Source organism: Microbacterium sp. Soil_C_42 (genome assembly GCF_057656735.1).
Genome location: NZ_JBDGJU010000013.1, coordinates 1 through 16,082, shown reverse-complemented (window position 1 = coordinate 16,082; position 16,082 = coordinate 1). Strand labels below are relative to the sequence as shown.

Annotated in this window: 13 protein-coding genes and 1 pseudogene; 8 read left to right on the top strand and 6 right to left on the bottom strand. The window is 70.9% G+C overall.

Going from position 1 to position 16,082, the window contains the following annotated elements; translation table 11 throughout:
• Window positions 1-10: 10 nt before the first annotated feature.
• Window positions 11-793, bottom strand: coding sequence for a nucleotidyltransferase domain-containing protein (locus AC3A46_RS09950; RefSeq protein WP_487665039.1), 783 nt, complete (start codon window positions 791-793; stop codon window positions 11-13).
• A 182-nt stretch (window positions 794-975) separates the two neighbouring features.
• Between AC3A46_RS09950 and AC3A46_RS09945 the strand changes: the two genes are divergently transcribed.
• From AC3A46_RS09945 to AC3A46_RS09920, 6 genes are all read left to right on the top strand, one after another.
• Window positions 976-1,371 (top strand): L-rhamnose mutarotase, encoded by a 396-nt coding sequence (locus tag AC3A46_RS09945; protein WP_487665038.1) that lies wholly within the window; start codon window positions 976-978, stop codon window positions 1,369-1,371.
• Window positions 1,368-2,534, top strand: coding sequence for an L-rhamnose isomerase (gene rhaI / locus AC3A46_RS09940; protein WP_487665037.1), 1,167 nt, complete (start codon window positions 1,368-1,370; stop codon window positions 2,532-2,534). The genes AC3A46_RS09945 and rhaI overlap by 4 nt, the downstream gene beginning before the upstream one ends.
• Before the next feature lie 152 nt (window positions 2,535-2,686).
• Window positions 2,687-3,544 (top strand): alpha/beta hydrolase fold domain-containing protein, encoded by an 858-nt coding sequence (locus tag AC3A46_RS09935; RefSeq protein WP_487665036.1) that lies wholly within the window; start codon window positions 2,687-2,689, stop codon window positions 3,542-3,544.
• A 93-nt stretch (window positions 3,545-3,637) separates the two neighbouring features.
• Window positions 3,638-5,674, top strand: a complete 2,037-nt coding sequence (locus AC3A46_RS09930; RefSeq protein WP_487665035.1) for a bifunctional aldolase/short-chain dehydrogenase — start codon at window positions 3,638-3,640, stop codon at window positions 5,672-5,674.
• Window positions 5,671-7,125, top strand: coding sequence for a rhamnulokinase (locus tag AC3A46_RS09925; RefSeq protein ID WP_487665034.1), 1,455 nt, complete (start codon window positions 5,671-5,673; stop codon window positions 7,123-7,125). The genes AC3A46_RS09930 and AC3A46_RS09925 overlap by 4 nt, the downstream gene beginning before the upstream one ends.
• Window positions 7,122-8,111: a serine hydrolase domain-containing protein gene (locus AC3A46_RS09920; RefSeq protein WP_487665033.1), complete on the top strand. Its 990-nt coding sequence runs from the start codon at window positions 7,122-7,124 to the stop codon at window positions 8,109-8,111. Before AC3A46_RS09925 ends, AC3A46_RS09920 begins: the two co-directional genes overlap by 4 nt.
• Window positions 8,112-8,268: 157 nt before the next feature.
• Here AC3A46_RS09920 and AC3A46_RS09915 read toward each other — a convergent pair whose 3' ends face one another.
• Both AC3A46_RS09915 and AC3A46_RS09910 read right to left on the bottom strand, forming a co-directional pair.
• Window positions 8,269-9,276, bottom strand: a complete 1,008-nt coding sequence (locus AC3A46_RS09915; protein ID WP_487665032.1) for a LacI family DNA-binding transcriptional regulator — start codon at window positions 9,274-9,276, stop codon at window positions 8,269-8,271.
• A gap of 82 nt (window positions 9,277-9,358) precedes the next feature.
• Entirely contained in the window at window positions 9,359-11,617 is a 2,259-nt protein-coding gene (locus AC3A46_RS09910) for a beta-glucosidase (protein WP_487665031.1), read from the bottom strand.
• A 231-nt stretch (window positions 11,618-11,848) separates the two neighbouring features.
• On the opposite strand from AC3A46_RS09910, the gene AC3A46_RS09905 reads away from it, so the two are divergent.
• Window positions 11,849-11,995, top strand: coding sequence for a hypothetical protein (locus AC3A46_RS09905; protein WP_487665030.1), 147 nt, complete (start codon window positions 11,849-11,851; stop codon window positions 11,993-11,995).
• 56 nt (window positions 11,996-12,051) lie between these two features.
• Here the strand turns inward: AC3A46_RS09905 and AC3A46_RS09900 are convergent, their stop codons facing one another.
• Genes AC3A46_RS09900 through AC3A46_RS09890 form a run of 3 tightly spaced genes read right to left on the bottom strand, consistent with a single transcriptional unit; the run spans window position 12,052 to window position 15,553 of the window.
• Window positions 12,052-12,897 carry a transglutaminase family protein gene (locus tag AC3A46_RS09900; RefSeq protein ID WP_056371854.1) on the bottom strand — a complete coding sequence of 282 codons (846 nt, stop codon included), beginning with the start codon at window positions 12,895-12,897 and terminating at the stop codon, window positions 12,052-12,054.
• Window positions 12,894-13,826 (bottom strand): alpha-E domain-containing protein, encoded by a 933-nt coding sequence (locus AC3A46_RS09895; protein ID WP_056371856.1) that lies wholly within the window; start codon window positions 13,824-13,826, stop codon window positions 12,894-12,896. The genes AC3A46_RS09900 and AC3A46_RS09895 overlap by 4 nt, the downstream gene beginning before the upstream one ends.
• On the bottom strand, window positions 13,820-15,553 hold the full coding sequence (locus AC3A46_RS09890) for a circularly permuted type 2 ATP-grasp protein (protein ID WP_487665029.1): 1,734 nt from the start codon (window positions 15,551-15,553) through the stop codon (window positions 13,820-13,822). The genes AC3A46_RS09895 and AC3A46_RS09890 overlap by 7 nt, the downstream gene beginning before the upstream one ends.
• A gap of 89 nt (window positions 15,554-15,642) precedes the next feature.
• Here AC3A46_RS09890 and AC3A46_RS09885 point away from each other — a divergent pair.
• Window positions 15,643-16,082: pseudogene (locus AC3A46_RS09885) on the top strand (molybdopterin-dependent oxidoreductase); the annotation flags it as partial.

Sequence of the window (16,082 nt, the reverse complement as noted above, 5' to 3'; positions counted from 1 at the left end):
GGCGGTGGCTTCACCAGAACTCCGCGGGGACGCTCCCCCGGAGCCAGGCGAGTTCGTTGTCGCGGATGAACGTCGACAGCGCCTCGTCGGGGGTGAGGCCGTCCCCGACCCACTCGTCGAGGATGCGCATCAGCTCGCCCGCGGCATCGATCCCCGGCTCGTCGACGACCTGACTCCATGCCTCGACGAAGCCGTCGGGCGTCGAAACGGCGTTGACCAGCTTCGAGACGTACTTCGGGCCGGGAAGCATCACTCGGTTCGCCGCCAGCGCCGCGCGTGCGGCGGCCAGGGCGAGGTGCAGTCCGGCGTGGCGGCGGAGGAATCCGTCGCCACGATCGACGGCCTGGCGCAGGAAGTAGCCGCCGTACAGGTGCGCCTGCGCAACGAAGGAGCGCACGCGGTCGTCCCACACGTGGTCGGGCAGCTCCACGATGCGGGCGATCGTCTCGTCGAGCCCGGGCAGCACGCTCCATGCGATCCGGGCGCCGATGAACGACGCGCGCGTCGGGTCGTCGGCTCTGTCGACCGCCGTGGCGAGGTACGACGGGCTGACGAGCTTGATGTCGATGTACGAGCCCGGGTAGTCGAGCTCCTTCCGCTCGATCCACGCGAACCGGCCCTGCGCGGTCTCGGCGGCGAAGCGCTCGTCGTCGACGACGAGGTACACGTCGACGTCGGAGTCCTCGCGTTCCCTGCCCTGGGCGACCGATCCGACGAGCACCACTCCCAGTGCCCCCGGCTGCTCCCGCACCGTCTCCACGTAGGCGGCCAGCGCCCGCTCCTGATGCTCCATCCGTGCTCCCTCGCGTCGAATCGGCTCTCACGCTATCGACACACCGCGGCCCGCGTCGTACGATTCAACGGAAAACGCTCTCCCGCTTGCGGAAAGCGTGCTCGCCGTTTATCTTTGAAACGATTCATCGCACCGGTGGTGTCGCAGCCGACATCGCCGGCCACCCGAGAGGCGTCCGACCCATGACCAGCGCGACCGCGACGAAGCGCGTCTGCTTCCAGCTGACGGTGCGACCCGAGCTGCTGGACGAGTACATCGCCCGCCACACGCCGGTGTGGCCCGAGATGCTCGCCGAGATCGCCGCCTCGGGCCGCCGCAACTACTCGCTCTTCCTGGGCGAAGGCGGGCGCCTGGTCGGCTACTACGAGACCGATGACGACGAGGCCGCACAGGCCTACCTCGCCGGTTCCGAGGTCGCCGCGCGCTGGGAGGCCGAGATGGGCCGTTTCTTCGTCGGCCTCGAGGGCCGGCCCGACCAGGCCGCCACCCCGCTCACCGAGCTCTTCAACCTGCACGACCAACTCGCCGCCGCCCGGGGCGCGGCGACCGACACCACCGAAGAAGGCACCGCATCATGACGACGCTGTCACCCGACATCCTGTCCGCACTCGAAGGCCAGGGCATCGAGCTGCCCAGCTGGGCGTTCGGCAACTCCGGCACGCGCTTCCGCGTGTTCACGACGCCCGGGACGCCCCGCAACCCGTACGAGAAGATCGCGGACGCCGCGCAGGTCAACGCCTACACGAAGCTCGCGCCGAGCGTGGCCCTGCACATCCCGTGGGACAAGGTCGACGACTACTCGGACCTCCGCCGCCACGCGGAGGACCTCGGCGTCGAGCTCGGCACCATCAACTCGAACACCTTCCAGGACGAGGACTACAAGTTCGGGGCGCTCACGCACCACGACGACCGCATCCGGAACAAGGCGATCGACCACCACCTCGAGTGCATCGACATCATGGATGCGACCGGCTCGCGCGACCTCAAGATCTGGCTCGCCGAGGGCTCGAACTACCCGGGGCAGGCCGACATCCGCGCCCGCCAGGACCGCCTGCAGGACTCGCTGCAGAAGATCTACGACCGCCTCTCGGACGAGCAGCGCCTCGTGCTCGAGTACAAGTTCTTCGAGCCGGCGTTCTACCACACCGACGTTCCCGACTGGGGCACCTCCTACGCCCAGGTCTCCTCGCTCGGCGACAAGGCGATGGTCTGCCTCGACACCGGCCACCACGCCCCGGGCACCAACATCGAGTTCATCGTCATGCAGCTGCTGCGCCTCGGCAAGCTCGGCTCGTTCGACTTCAACTCGCGCTTCTACGCCGACGACGACCTCATCGTGGGCGCGGCCGACCCGTTCCAGCTGTTCCGCATCATCTTCGAGGTGGTGCGCGGCGGGGGCCTCAACAACCCCGACGTGGCGTTCATGCTCGACCAGTGCCACAACGTCGAGGACAAGATCCCCGGGCAGATCCGCTCGGTGCTCAACGTCCAGGAGATGACCGCCCGCGCCCTCCTCGTCGACCGCGACGCCCTGGCCGCCGCGCAGCAGGCGAACGACGTGCTCGCCGCGAACGCCGTCTTCATGGACGCCTTCTACACCGACGTGCGCCCGGCGCTCGCCGAGTGGCGCGAGTCGCGCGGACTGGCGGCCGACCCGATGGCCGCGTACGCGGCATCCGGCTACCAGCAGAAGATCGCCGCGGACCGCGTCGGCGGCACGCAGGCCGGCTGGGGCGCCTGACCCCGTCCCCTGAGACCCACCGGGGGCGTGGGATGCCGATCCCCGCGCCCCCGGTGCACCACCAGGTCGGCAGCTCCGCAGTCAGAAACTGCGGAGTCGCCTGATCCGAAGCCGCAGAAAGTGACTGCGGAGCAACGATGTGAAGGACCGACATGAGCGAGCCCTACTCCGCCGCCGACGGACTCGTGCGCGTGTACCCCGCGCGAGAGCCGAACGGCACCGGACTCGTGTGGGCGCACGGCGGCGGCTTCGCCTTCGGCGACCTCGACATGCCCGAGTCCGATTGGGTGGCGTCTCAGCTCGCCGCGCGGGGCACGACGGTCGTGTCGGTCGACTACCGCCTCGCACCGGTTCCCAACGGATGGACGACGGATGCTGCGGGCCGGCCGCCCGGCGGACACCATTACCCCGCGGCATCCGATGACATCCTCACGGCGTGGTCGTGGCTCGCCGACAATGCCGGCCGCCTGCGTGTCGATCGCGAGCGCATCGCCATCGGCGGCACGAGCGCCGGCGGCAACCTCGCCGCAGGTGCGACGCTGCGCCTCATCGAACGGCGCGCGGCGCTCCCCGCGCTCGTGCTGCTCGCGTACCCGACACTGCTGGCCGTGCAGCCGGCGCCCTACGCCGCGCTGCGGGCCGCGCTCGACGCGCAGCCCGGGGCCGACCGCTTCGGCGCCGACGTGGTGCGCGCCATGTACGAGAACTACCTCGGCGGCCCCCTCGAGCGCGCCCCGCTCGGCGCGATCCCTGGCCTCGCCCGCCCCGTCGACCTCGTGCAGTTCCCGCCCGCCCTCATCGTCAACGGCGACGTCGACGAGCTCCGCGTCTCGGGCGAGGCGTTCGCCGCCTCTCTGCGCGCCGCCGGCCGCACGGTCGACGTCGTAACCGAGCCCGGCACCGAGCACGGCCATCTGAACCGGCCGCACGAGGCCGCAGCATCCGTCACCATCGGGCGCTTCGCAACCCGCCTCGCCGCCCTCCCCGCTTCGATTCCCGCCCACCTCTAGCCACCCCTGTTCCGCAGTCAGCTTCTGCCAATTCAACCCGCCCGCGAACCGCACAAACCGACTGCGGAGCAGCAAGAACTCGAAGGACACGAAATGACCAACCCGGCCGTCACCGACCTGATCACGCGGTCGAACCGCCTCGGCGCGGACCCGAAGAACACGAACTACGCCGGCGGCAACACGTCGGCGAAGGGCACCGAGACCGATCCGGTCACCGGTGAGCCCGTCGAGCTGCTGTGGGTCAAGGGCTCGGGCGGCGACCTCGGCACGCTCAAGGAGTCCGGCCTCGCAGTGCTGCGCCTGGACCGCATGCGCGCCCTCGTCGACGTCTACCCCGGCGTCGACCGCGAGGACGAGATGGTCGCCGCGTTCGACTACTGCCTGCACGGCAAGGGCGGCGCGGCGCCGTCGATCGACACCGCGATGCACGGCCTCGTCGACGCGGCGCACGTCGACCACCTGCACCCCGACTCGGGCATCGCGATCGCGACCGCCGCGGACGGCGAGGAGCTGACCGCGAAGATCTTCGGCGACAAGGTCGTGTGGGTGCCGTGGCGTCGCCCGGGCTTCCAGCTGGGTCTGGACATCGCGGCCATCAAGGAGCAGAACCCGCAGGCCATCGGCACGATCCTCGGCGGCCACGGCATCACCGCGTGGGGCGACACGTCGGACGAGGCCGAAGCCAACTCGCTGTGGATCATCGAGACCGCGCAGGCGTACATCGACGCCAACGGCAAGGCCGACCCGTTCGGCGGCGTCCGCGCCGGCTTCGAGGCCCTCCCCGAGACCGAGCGCCGCGCCAAGGCCGCCGCGCTTGCCGCGACGATCCGCGGTCTCGCGTCGACCGACAAGCCCATGGTCGGTCACTTCACCGACGCTGCCGTCGTCACCGACTTCCTCGCGTCCGAGCGCGCTCCCGAGCTCGCCGCGCTCGGTACCAGCTGCCCCGACCACTTCCTGCGCACCAAGGTCAAGCCGCTCATCCTCGACCTGCCGGCCGACGCCTCGGCCGACGAGAGCATCGCGCGCCTGAAGGAGCTGCACGAGGAGTACCGCGCCGACTACCAGGCCTACTACGACGCGCACGCGACGGCCGAGTCCCCGGCGATCCGCGGCGCCGACCCGCTCATCGTCCTCATCCCCGGCGTCGGCATGTTCTCGTACGGCGCGAACAAGCAGACCGCGCGCGTCGCCGGCGAGTTCTACGTCAACGCGATCAACGTGATGCGCGGCGCCGAGGCCCTCTCGACCTACGCCCCCATCTCCGACGCGGAGAAGTTCCGCATCGAGTACTGGGCCCTCGAAGAGGCGAAGCTGCAGCGCATGCCCAAGCCCAAGACCCACCAGGGCCGTATCGCGCTCGTCACGGGTGCGGCATCCGGCATCGGCAAGGCCATCGCGGTCCGTCTCGCCGCCGAGGGCGCCTGCGTCGTCGTCGCCGACCTCGACCTCGAGAAGGCGCAGGCCGCCGCCGCCGAGCTCGGCAACACGGATGTCGCCATCGGCGTCGCCGCGAACGTCGCCGACGCCGACCAGATCCAGGCCGCGTTCGACGCCGCCGTGCTCGCATTCGGCGGCGTGGACCTCGTCGTCAACAACGCCGGGCTGTCGCTGTCGAAGCCGCTGCTGGAGACCACCGAGAAGGACTGGGACCTGCAGCACGACGTCATGGCCAAGGGCTCGTTCCTCGTGTCGAAGGCGGCGGCGAAGATCCTCATCGAGCAGAAGCTCGGCGGCGACGTCATCTACATCTCGTCGAAGAACTCCGTCTTCGCCGGCCCGAACAACATCGCGTACTCGGCGACCAAGGCCGACCAGGCGCACCAGGTGCGCCTGCTCGCGGTCGAGCTCGGCGAGCACGGCGTGCGCGTGAACGGCATCAACCCCGACGGCGTCGTGCGCGGCTCTGGCATCTTCGCCGCCGGCTGGGGCGCCAACCGCGCCGCCACCTACGGTGTCAAGGAAGAGGACCTCGGTCAGTTCTACGCCAACCGCACGATCCTCAAGCGCGAGGTCGTGCCCGAGAACGTCGCCGACGCGGTCTACGTCCTCACCGGCCCCGAGCTCAGCCGCACCACCGGCCTGCACATCCCCGTCGACTCCGGCGTCGCCGCCGCCTTCCTGCGATGACGGATTCGATCTCGACCGACGCCGCCGCGCACCCGCGTGGCGGCGTCGTCGCCGCCGTCGACCTCGGCGCGACCAGCGGACGCGTGATGCTCGGCTACGTGGACGACGGGATGCTGCGGCTCGAGCAGGTCTCGCGCTTCCCGAACGGTCCGGTGCCCGGGGCCGACGATTCGCTGCACTGGGACTTCTCGGCGCTGTACCGCCACATCGTCGACGGCCTCGCCGAGGCGCTGCGTCGCGAGAGCGGCATCGCCAGCATCGGCATCGACTCGTGGGCCGTCGACTACGGCCTGGTGAACGGCGAGGAGCTGCTCGGCGAGCCGTTCCACTATCGCGATGAGCGCACCGCGCGCGGCGTCGAGATGGTGCACGCACGGGTGCCGTTCGACGAGCTCTACCGCCGCAACGGGCTGCAGTTCCTGCCCTTCAACACGCTGTACCAGTACGTCGTCGAGTCGGCGCTGCAGGACGCGAGCTCTGCGCTGCTGATTCCCGATCTCGTCGCGTTCCTGCTGACCGGTGCGCGCGTCGCCGAGCGCACCAACGCGTCCACGACCGGGCTGGTCGACGTGAACACCGGCGCGTGGGACCTCGAACTCGCCGCGAAGCTGGGGATTCCGGCATCCGTGCTTCCCGCCCTCGTCGATCCCGGCGCCCCCCTCGGCACGCTGCACGGCGAAGCGCGCGAGCGCGTCGGCGCAGCGCTCGAGGTGATCGCGGTCGGCTCGCACGACACCGCCTCGGCCGTCGTCGCGGTGCCGCTCAGCACCCCCGATGCCGCGTACATCTCGTGCGGCACGTGGGGCCTGGTCGGCGTCGAGCTCGACGAGCCCGTCGTGAGCGACGCGGCCCGCAAAGCGAACTTCACGAACGAGGGCGGTGTCGACGGACGCGTGCGCTTCCTCCACAACGTCACCGGCCTCTGGCTGCTGAGCGAGGCCGTGCGCACCTGGGAGGCCGAGGACGGCGCGGCGATCGATCTTCCGGAATTGCTGGATGCTGCGGCATCCGTCTCCGGCGACATCGCGCTGTTCGACGCCAACGACCCGCGTCTGTCGGCTCCCGGCGACATGCCCGCGCGCATCGCGGCGGTGCTCGGCGAGAGCGGTGCAGCGGTACCGACGACCCGCGCGGCGTTCGCCCGCACGATCGTCGAGAGCATCGCCCAGGCGTTCGCGGACGCGCTTGCGACGGCGGCCCGGCTCTCGGGCCGGAACATCGACGTGATCCACATCGTCGGCGGCGGCGCGCTCAACCGGCTCCTGTGCCAGGCGACGGCCGACCGGTCGGGCCTGCCGGTGCTCGCCGGCCCGGTCGAGGCGACAGCCCTCGGCAATGTGCTCGTGCAGGCGCGCGCGCACGGCTGGTTCGGCCCCGACGCGACCCTCGAGGATCTGCGACGCGTGGTGGCGGCATCCGTGTCTCCTGAGCGGTACGATCCCCGCTCGTGAGCGGCTACGGGGCAGCGTTCGACTGGGCGCGACGGCACGTGGCGGCGGGGCGCCTGCCCAGCGCGGTCCTGGGCATCGCGACCGCCGACGGCGTCGTCGCGCTCGATGCGTTCGGCGCGACGGACGGACGAACGGCACAGATCGAGGATCCTTACTGGCTGTTCTCGATCACCAAAGTGCTCACCGGCCTCACCGCCGCACGCGCGATCGAGCGCGGCCTGCTCACCACCGAGACGCCGCTCACCGCGGCGCTTGCCGAGTTCGGAGCCGGCCGCTACGACGTCGTGCGCCTCCGCCACCTCGTGAGCCATACGGCCGGCATCCCCGAACCCACGCTCGACCCCGCGGAGGGGCTGCGCGCCGCGCTGCTCACTCCCGGCCGCGACTTCGCCGCCGGCACCGCCTCGCGCTACTCGACGGTGGCGTTCGACGGCATCGCCGAGCTCGTTCGTCACACCACGGGGCGGACGTGGGATGCCGACGTCACGGAGTGGGCCACCGCGCTCGGCGCGACCGGGCTCACGCTCGACCCGGCCGTCGAGCCCCACACGGTCGTCGACGCCGAGCGTCTCGGCCTGGACATGCGCGGATTCGCCAGCCACCGCAACCCCGGTGCGGGCATGGTCGGCACAGCGGGCGATCTCCTCGCGCTCGGCTCGGCGCTGCTGCGCATCGGGCAGGGCGAGGCCGGCGGTGTCGTGCAGCCGGCGACCCTGGCGATGATGCGCCGCCCGCTCACCGCAGACATCCCGCGCCTCGAGCCGTATCCCGCCGAGCGCGGGCAGGACTGGGGCTTCACGTTCAACCTCCGCACGCGCGCGCCGGGTCTCATCGACCGCGACGTGTACGGCCACGCCGGCTGGGCGGGCACCGAGTTCTGGGTGCACCCCACCGCGGGCGTCGCGTGGGTGCTGCTGACGAACCGGGCGGAGCGGCCCGGCGTCGACCCGGACGAGCTCGACAACGCGGTCGTGTCGGACGTCTGAGCCGCATGCCGCCGCCCGCTCCACGGGCGCTCGTCCCGCGAAGGCTGGCGAGAGCACGACATGACGAAGAGTCGCCATGTCGTGCGGTCGAGGTCCGCGCGCCGTCAGCGCGGAACGGCGACCTTCGTCCGGCGGGGAGATGGAGGCGCCGCGCCGGTCAGGGCGCCGACGTCGACGTCCGCACCTTCAGCTCGATCTCGAAGCCCTCGTGCACCGGCTCCGTCCGCCCGGCGAAGCGCTCCAGGAGCATCTCGACGGCCCTCGCCCCCATGGCCTCGCCCGGCTGGTGCACGGTGGTGAGGCCGAGAGCGGGGTGCGACGCCATCGGCACGTCGTCATAGCCGACGACGGAGAGGCGCCGCCCGAGCTCGGCGGCGGCGCGCATCGCCCCGAACGCGAGCTCGTCGTGAGCCGCGAACACCGCGGTGACCGCAGTGCCGGCCTCGAGCGTGCGCCGCACGGCCTCGTAGGCGTTCCCCTCGCCCTCGTCGGTGCGCCAGACGACGGCACGGTCACCGTGGCCCGCGGCGGCCATCGCCGCGGCATACTCGCGCAACCGCACGCCGTGCGGGAACGGCTCGGCCTCGTCGGCTTCGGGCAGCGTGAGGTGGGCGATCTGCGTGTGGCCGAGGCTCAGCAGGTGCCGCATCGCGGCCTGCGCTCCCCTGACGTCATCGCCGGCGACGACGTCGTAGCGGTCCGACGTGTCGTGGCGACCGAACATCACCACCGGAACCGATGCCGAGATCCGCTCCAGCCCGGCTTCGTCGACGCGAGGCGAGACCGCGATGACGCCGTCCACCTGGCGATCGACGAGAGCCTCGAGCGCGCGGAGCCCCTCGCGGGATCCTGCTTCGGCGGGCGCGAGGATGAGCTGGTAGGGCGTGCCCTCGAGGGCCCCGGTCGCACCGCGGACGATCCGCGCGAAGAAGTGGTTGGTCAGGTCCGGCAGCTCGATGCCGAGGGTGTACGTGCGCCCCCGCATCGCGCGGGCGGCGATCCTCGGCCGGTAGTTCAGCTCGGTCATCGCGGCGGTGACCCGCTCGCGCATCGCGTCGCTCACGCCGTAGGCGTTGCGCAGCACCTTCGACACCGCAGCGCGCGAGACACCCGCCGCGACGGCGACGTCTTCAATGGTGGCCGCGCGATGTCGATCGACTGTCATGACATGAGGGTAATGGCGAGGGCGACGGCACCGACGCCGGATGGGACGGCAGGTGCCGCCACCGTCCCATCCGGCGCCATGATCAGCGGATCGAGAAGGTCGCCTCGGCGTCGGCGTCCATCGAGCCGCCGACCGTCACCGCGTAGGTGCCGGGGGCTGTGGTCCAGGCCGACGCCGCGGTGTCCCAGTACTCGAGCAGGTGCATGTCGGCGAGATCCTCGGGCGAGAGGGTCACTTCGACATTGCGGTGCTCACCCGGCTCGAGGGTCACGCGCTCCCACGCGATCAGCCGCTTCGACGGCTCGCCCGAGGCGTCGGGCAGCTCGAGGTAGACCTGGGCCACCTCGGTGCCGGCGACCTCGCCCGTGTTCGTGAGCTTGAACCGCACCCGGATCTCCTTGTCGCCCGTGGTCGATCTGGGTGTCACGGTCACCTTGTCGTACGCGAACTCGGTGTAGCTCAGGCCGTGCCCGAACTCGAACAGCGGCTCGATGCCCTCCGCCTCGTACCACCGGTAGCCCACCTCGAGGCCTTCGCTGTAGTCGACCTGCAGGATGCCCTGCCCGTCGGGCAGGCCCGGGTACTGCGCCACGGATCCCGCCGTCGGCGTGTCCTGGAGCGAGGCGGGGAACGTCATCGGCAGCTTTCCCGACGGGTTCACGTCGCCGTACACCAGGGCCGCGAGCGCCGGCCCGAACTGCTCGCCCGAGTGCCAGGCGTGCAGCACCGCGTCGACGTCGTCGATCCACGGCATCTCCACGGCGGAGCCCGCGTTGAGCACCGCCACGGTGGAGGGAGCGGATGCCGCCACCGCCGTGATCAGCGCGTCGCCGTTGCCGTCGAGCCGGAGGTCGGCCAGGTCCTGGGTCTCGCCCATCGTGTAGTGCCCGAAGACGAGGGCCACGTCGGCGGCGGCGGCCACCGCCGCGGCCTGCGCCGGGTCGGCGCCGTTGTCGTACACGACGTCGCCGCCGGCCTGCGTGACGCGGTCGGTGAGGGCCGCCAGCGGATCGACGAGCGCGTTGCAGTTGAGCACCGGCCCGCCGGGTCCGAACGGGAAGTCCCAGCCGCAGCCGGTCTTCGCGCTGACATCGCCGGTGGGGACGCTGGACGCCGTCTGCCCGATGACGGCGACGGTGATGTCCCCGTCGGTGAGCGGGAGCACGCCGTCGTTCTTCAGCAGTACGGTGCCCTGCTCGGCGATTTCGCGGGCGAGCGCCTTGTGCTCCGCCGTGGAGACGTTGGCGACCGGCGTCGCCGGCACGGGGTGGTCGAACAGACCGCCATCGATGTACGAGCGCACGACCCGGAAGGCGGCCTCGTCGATCCGCTCCTGCGTGATCTGCCCGGCGGCGAGCGCGGCATCCAGACGCGCGGGGGTGAACCAGCGCGGCCGGTTCAGCTCCTGGTCCAGACCGGCGTTCAGCGACGGCGCGGTCGAGTGCACCGATCCGAAGTCGCTCATCACGTAGCCCTCGAAGGGGTAGTCCTCGCGCAGGCTCGTCGTCAGGATCTCGTTCTCGCACGCCCAGGTGCCGTTGACCTGGTTGTACGAGCACATCAGGCTGCCGGGGTCGCTCTTGCGGACGGCGATCTCATACGGCAGGTCGTAGATCTGCTTGAACGTGCGCTCGTCGATGTTGGACGAGCTGGACTGCCGTGCGATCTCCTGCTCGTTCGCGACGTAGTGCTTGAGGTTCGCGATCACCGGCTTGTCGGGATTGCCGTCCTCGAGGCCGCGCACATTCGCCGCCGCCATGAGACCCGAGAGCACGGGGTCCTCGCCGAAGTACTCCGATCCCCGCCCGGACAGCGGCGTCCGGCCCGACGCGATGCCGGGTCCGAGGACGACAGCACTGCGCTTGTCGAACGACTCGCTGCCGTGCGCCGCCGCCTTCTGCTCGCCGAGTTCGAGGTTCCACGTCGCCGCGACCGCGATCGGCCCCGGCCACGCGGTGGTTCCCGCGGATTGGTACACGCCGTCCGGCCCGTTGGCGTAGACGACGACCGGTGTGCAGGGCACCTGCGCGGGATACACGACCGGCGCTTCACCTGCGAAGCCGGGATTCCACGTCATGCGTGCCGGATCGTTGGCCGGCTGCTCCACCAGCCAGCGGTACTTCTGGTGCTGCGAGCTCGCGTCGAGCAGGGCCTGGGCGCGCTCGTCAGCGGTCTTCGAGGCATCCATCCACGGCACGGTGGAGCAGTCCACCGCCGCGGCCGGTGCGGCCACAGCGACCACCGCCCCGGTGGCCACGAGTGTCGCGCCCAGAAGCAGGGCTGCCGTCCGCCGGCGTGCGCGGCGTCCGCGCTCTCTCGGGTCCTTCTCGAACAACGTCATCGTCGATCCTCTCCATCGAGGAGCGATCCGTAGACCGCTCTACATGTTGTAGACCGCTCTACGGTGACACGTTTCGCGAAGGCACGTCAAGGATCTTTCCGTGAGAGCCCGCAATCGGTCGCGGGGGACGGATGCCTCGCCCACCCCCGCGACACCGCCGACGTCCGTCAGACGACGGGGCGTTCGTCAAGGCCCCGGGCCGCAGCATCCGTTCCGCGTACCGTGTGGCACATGGACGAACAGCGACGCGACGACGACACGCCCCACGGCGACAGCCCGGTGGGCGGCGACGAGACGACCGAGGACCAGCTCGAGGCCGACAACGCCGTCGAAGAGGACACCCTCGAGACACTCGACCCCGACAACCCTCCGGCCTGAGACGCGCCTGCGCAACGCGAGACTCGGAGATCGGGGTCTTCGCACCCGCGGGTACGTCAGACCTCGCGCGTGATCGTGACCTTGACGTGCAGGTTGCTCTTGAACGGGCCGGCGTAGACGCCGCGCAGCGGCGGCACGTCGCCGTAGTCGCGGCCCCGGCCGACGAGCACGTGCCGGTCGCCGATCTCGATGTTGTTGGTGGGGTCGAACCCCTGCCACTCCCCCGCGAACCACTCGATCCACGCGTGGGACTCGCCCGTGACCGCGACGCCGACCTCGGCCGACGGCCGCGGGTGCAGGTAGCCCGACACGTACCGCGCCGGGATGCCGACCTCACGGAGCGCGCCGAGGGCGATGTGGGCCATGTCCTGGCAGACGCCCTTGCGCGCCTCCCACGCCTCGGCCGCGGTCGAGTGCACGCCGGTGATGCCGTGCATGTACTCGACGGCGTCGCCGATGGCGACGGCGATCGCGTGCGCGGCGCGGCCGGGGTGGTCGTGCTGCGCGGCGATCGACCGCGCGAGCTCGGCGACCTCCTCGTGCGGCCGGGTGCGTCGGGTCTGCGACATCTGCTCGACGGTCTCGAGCGAGCGGGCCGCCTCGCGGGCGAGGCCCTCCCACGTCACGTCGATGTGCTCGAGCGGACGCGGCCGCACCTCGACCAGCGAACGCGCGGTGATCGTGAGCGACGAGTGGGGCGACAGCACGTCGAACGCCGCGACCCGTGTGCCGAAGTAGTCGACGTACTGGTTGACGGAGGTCGACGGCTCGATGTCGAGCGACGAGTTGAGCACGAACTGGCTGTCGGTGGAACCCGGCAGCATGCGCGCCTCGTTGTACGACGCGGTCACGTCGCCCTGATAGCTGAAGCCGGTCTGATGCTCGATCCGGAGGCGCTTCATGAGATCTCTCCGATCCAGCTGGGCTCGGCCTGCGTCGGGAAGAACCGGCCGCGGATGGCTTCGGATGCCTCGCGCGTGACCGTCTGCACGCGGTCCATGTGCGTCGGCAGCTCGCCGAGGATCTCGGAGATCGGCCGGTACTCGAGGTCGTTGCGGATCTGGCCGAGCGCCCGCAGCACGGTGTTGGAGTGGCCCACGCGATCGGCGCGGGGATCGATGGCGCTCATGCACTCCTCGGCGCGCTGGATCGAGTAGATGATCGAACGCGGGAAGAGGCGGTCGAGCAGCAGGAACTCGGCCGCGTTGCGCGCGCTCGGCATGCCGCGGTAGGTGCGGAGGTACGCCTCGTAGGCGCCGCACGAGCGCAGGATGGTCGTCCACGACGGACCGGATGCCTCGGTCAGCGACCGCGTCGCCAGCAGGCGCGCGGTCATGTCGGTGCGCTCGATGCTGCGCCCCAGCGTGAAGAACTGCCAGGCCTCGTCGCGGCTCGTCGACGAGTCCACGATGCCGACGGCGAGCGCCGCGCGCTCGCGCACCCACTGGAAGAACTCGTGCACGCGGTCGTTCTGCAGGCGTCGAGGCATGCGGGCGTTCGTCGTGTTGAGCGTCTCCCACAGCTCGCTCGAGACGATCTCGCGGGCGCGGCGCGCGTTCTCGCGCGCGGCGGTGAGCGCGTAGGCGATGCTCGACGGGTTCATGCGGTCGACGGCGAGACGTGCGAGCACGTCCTCACGGCGTACCTGGTCCACGCCATCGGGCACGGCGGAGCCCATGACGCTGAGGAGCGACCGGCAGGCGGTGTCCTCGTCGATCCACGGGTCCTCGAGGAGCAGCTGCAGGTGCACGTCCAGGATGCGGGCGGTGCCGTCGCTGCGCTCGATGTAGCGCCCGATCCAGAACAGCGACTCCGCGATACGGCTCAGCATGACGTTTCCTCGGAGGCTCGGCGCGTTTCGTCTCGCTCGTTCCTCGCTCGCTCGACGACCGGGAGTTCGGCAGCCTGCTGCTGCTGCTCCTGCTGCTCGACCCGCGAGCGGGGCCGGTCGTGCGGCGAGTGCGTGGGCTCGGTCTGCGGGTCGTAGATGATCGGGATCGCCTCGGTCACGGTCGCCGCCTGATCGGCGACGAGCTCCGGGACGCCTCGTCCGTGGCCGTACTCGACCTGGCCCGGCGCGGAGCCGCCGACGATCCAGGTGTCCTTGGAGCCGCCGCCCTGCGACGAGTTCACGACGAGCTGTCCCTCGGGCAGCGCGACGCGGGTCAGGCCGCCCGGAAGCACCCACACGTCCTCGCCGTCGTTGACCGCGAACGGGCGGAGGTCGGCGTGACGGGGACGCATGCCGTCCTCGACGAGGGTGGGGATCGTCGACAGCATGACCACGGGCTGCGCGATCCATCCGCGGGGGTCGGCGAGCAGGTTCTTGCGGAGCTTCTCGAGCTCGGCGGGCGAGGCATCGGGTCCCACGACGAGGCCCTTGCCGCCGGAGCCGTCGACCGGCTTCACGACGAGCTCGTCGAGGCGGTCGAGCACCTCTTCGAGGGCGCCCGGGTCTTCGAGGCGCCACGTGTCGACGTTCTTGAGGATGGGCTCCTCTGCCAGGTAGTAGCGGATGAGGTCGGGCACGTAGGTGTAGAGCAGCTTGTCGTCGGCGACGCCGTTGCCCACCGCGTTGGCGATCGTGACGTTGCCGAGGCGCGCCGCGAGCATGAGGCCGGGGGCCCCGAGCATCGAGTCGGCGCGGAACTGCAGCGGGTCGAGGAAGTCGTCGTCGACGCGGCGGTAGATGACGTCGACGCGCTTGGGCCCACGCGTCGTGCGCATAAAGACCTTCCCGCCGATGCACAGCAGGTCGCGGCCCTCGACGAGCTCGACCCCCATGAGGCGGGCCAGCAGCGTGTGCTCGAAGTAGGCGGAGTTGTAGACGCCGGGGGTGAGCACGACGACGTTCGGGTCCTCGATGCCGGCAGGGGCGGAGGCGCGCAGCGCGGCGAGGAGCTTGTTCGGGTAGTCGCCGACGGGGCGCACCCGCATCGACACGAACAGCTCGGGCAGGGTCTGGGCCATGACCCGGCGGTTCGAGATGACGTAGCTCACACCGGAGGGCACACGCACGTTGTCTTCGAGCACGCGCATCTCGCCGTGCTCATCGCGGATCAGGTCGATGCCCGACACCTGGATGCGCACGCCGTTGGCCGAGTGGATGCCGGCGGCCTGACGGTAGAAGTACTGCGAACTCGCGATGAGCCCGGCGGGCAGCACCTCGTCGCGCACGCAGAACTGGTGCCCGTAGGCGTCGTCGAGGAACGCCTCGAGCGCGCGCACGCGCTGCTTGACGCCGGCCTCGATGCGCGACCACTCGTCGTACGTGATCACGCGCGGCACGGCGTCGAGCGGGAACGGCCGTTCCTCGCCGGCGAAGTCGAATGTCACCCCCTGCGCGAGGTACGAGCTCGCGAGGGAATCGGTGCGGCCGCGCAGCTCCTCCTGGGTCATCTGCGCGAGCGCCTGGTAGAGCTCTCGATAGGCCTCGCGCGACTCGGCCGGAGCACCCGGGTGGGCCGGGCCCCCGAACATCTCGTCGAACGCGGGTACCCCCGAGGGCGTCTTGCGCGGCGCGAGCGTGGAGCCGTAGCCGTCGAACAGATCACCCATGCGAAGAGCCTAATGCGGCCGTCGTTGCGCTCGTGTTTCCGATCCGTTCTCCTGGTCCGCACGGGGCGGATCGGACGTATGCTCCCGCTATGACACGTGAGGCGGATGCCTCCACCCTCGTCGCCGCGAAAGCCCCGGCGCTCTCCGGCGCGGCCGCGGGCGTGGCATCCGTCGTCCTCGGCGCGGGTCTCGGCGAACTGGTCGCCGCCGTGGTCGCCCCCGCGTCCAGCCCCTTCGCCGTCGTCGGCGGCACGCTGATCGATCTCGCCCCGCCGTGGGCGAAGGATGCCGCGATCGCCCTCTTCGGCACGGCGGACAAGCTCGCACTGCTCATCGGCATCGCAGTCGTGCTGCTGGCGGTGGCGGCGGTGGTCGGCATCCTGGAGCTCCGGCGCCCGTGGTACGGCGTGGGCGTGCTCGCGGCGCTGGGCGCCGGCGCGGCACTGCTCGCGATGTTGCGCCCGGGTGCGACCGCGCTCGCCTGGCTGCCCTCGGTCGCGGCGGGCTTCATCGCCGCGGCCGCGCTCTC

Excerpts from the sequence above, each read along its gene's own strand:
- AC3A46_RS09950 (WP_487665039.1), bottom strand. The coding sequence starts at position 793 with ATGGAGCATCAGGAGCGGGCGCTGGCCGCCTACGTGGAGACGGTGCGG.
- AC3A46_RS09945 (WP_487665038.1), top strand. The coding sequence starts at position 976 with ATGACCAGCGCGACCGCGACGAAGCGCGTCTGCTTCCAGCTGACGGTG.
- rhaI (WP_487665037.1), top strand. The coding sequence starts at position 1,368 with ATGACGACGCTGTCACCCGACATCCTGTCCGCACTCGAAGGCCAGGGC.
- AC3A46_RS09935 (WP_487665036.1), top strand. The coding sequence starts at position 2,687 with ATGAGCGAGCCCTACTCCGCCGCCGACGGACTCGTGCGCGTGTACCCC.
- AC3A46_RS09930 (WP_487665035.1), top strand. The coding sequence starts at position 3,638 with ATGACCAACCCGGCCGTCACCGACCTGATCACGCGGTCGAACCGCCTC.
- AC3A46_RS09925 (WP_487665034.1), top strand. The coding sequence starts at position 5,671 with ATGACGGATTCGATCTCGACCGACGCCGCCGCGCACCCGCGTGGCGGC.
- AC3A46_RS09915 (WP_487665032.1), bottom strand. The coding sequence starts at position 9,276 with ATGACAGTCGATCGACATCGCGCGGCCACCATTGAAGACGTCGCCGTC.
- AC3A46_RS09910 (WP_487665031.1), bottom strand. The coding sequence starts at position 11,617 with ATGACGTTGTTCGAGAAGGACCCGAGAGAGCGCGGACGCCGCGCACGC.
- AC3A46_RS09905 (WP_487665030.1), top strand. The coding sequence starts at position 11,849 with ATGGACGAACAGCGACGCGACGACGACACGCCCCACGGCGACAGCCCG.
- AC3A46_RS09900 (WP_056371854.1), bottom strand. The coding sequence starts at position 12,897 with ATGAAGCGCCTCCGGATCGAGCATCAGACCGGCTTCAGCTATCAGGGC.
- AC3A46_RS09895 (WP_056371856.1), bottom strand. The coding sequence starts at position 13,826 with ATGCTGAGCCGTATCGCGGAGTCGCTGTTCTGGATCGGGCGCTACATC.
- AC3A46_RS09890 (WP_487665029.1), bottom strand. The coding sequence starts at position 15,553 with ATGGGTGATCTGTTCGACGGCTACGGCTCCACGCTCGCGCCGCGCAAG.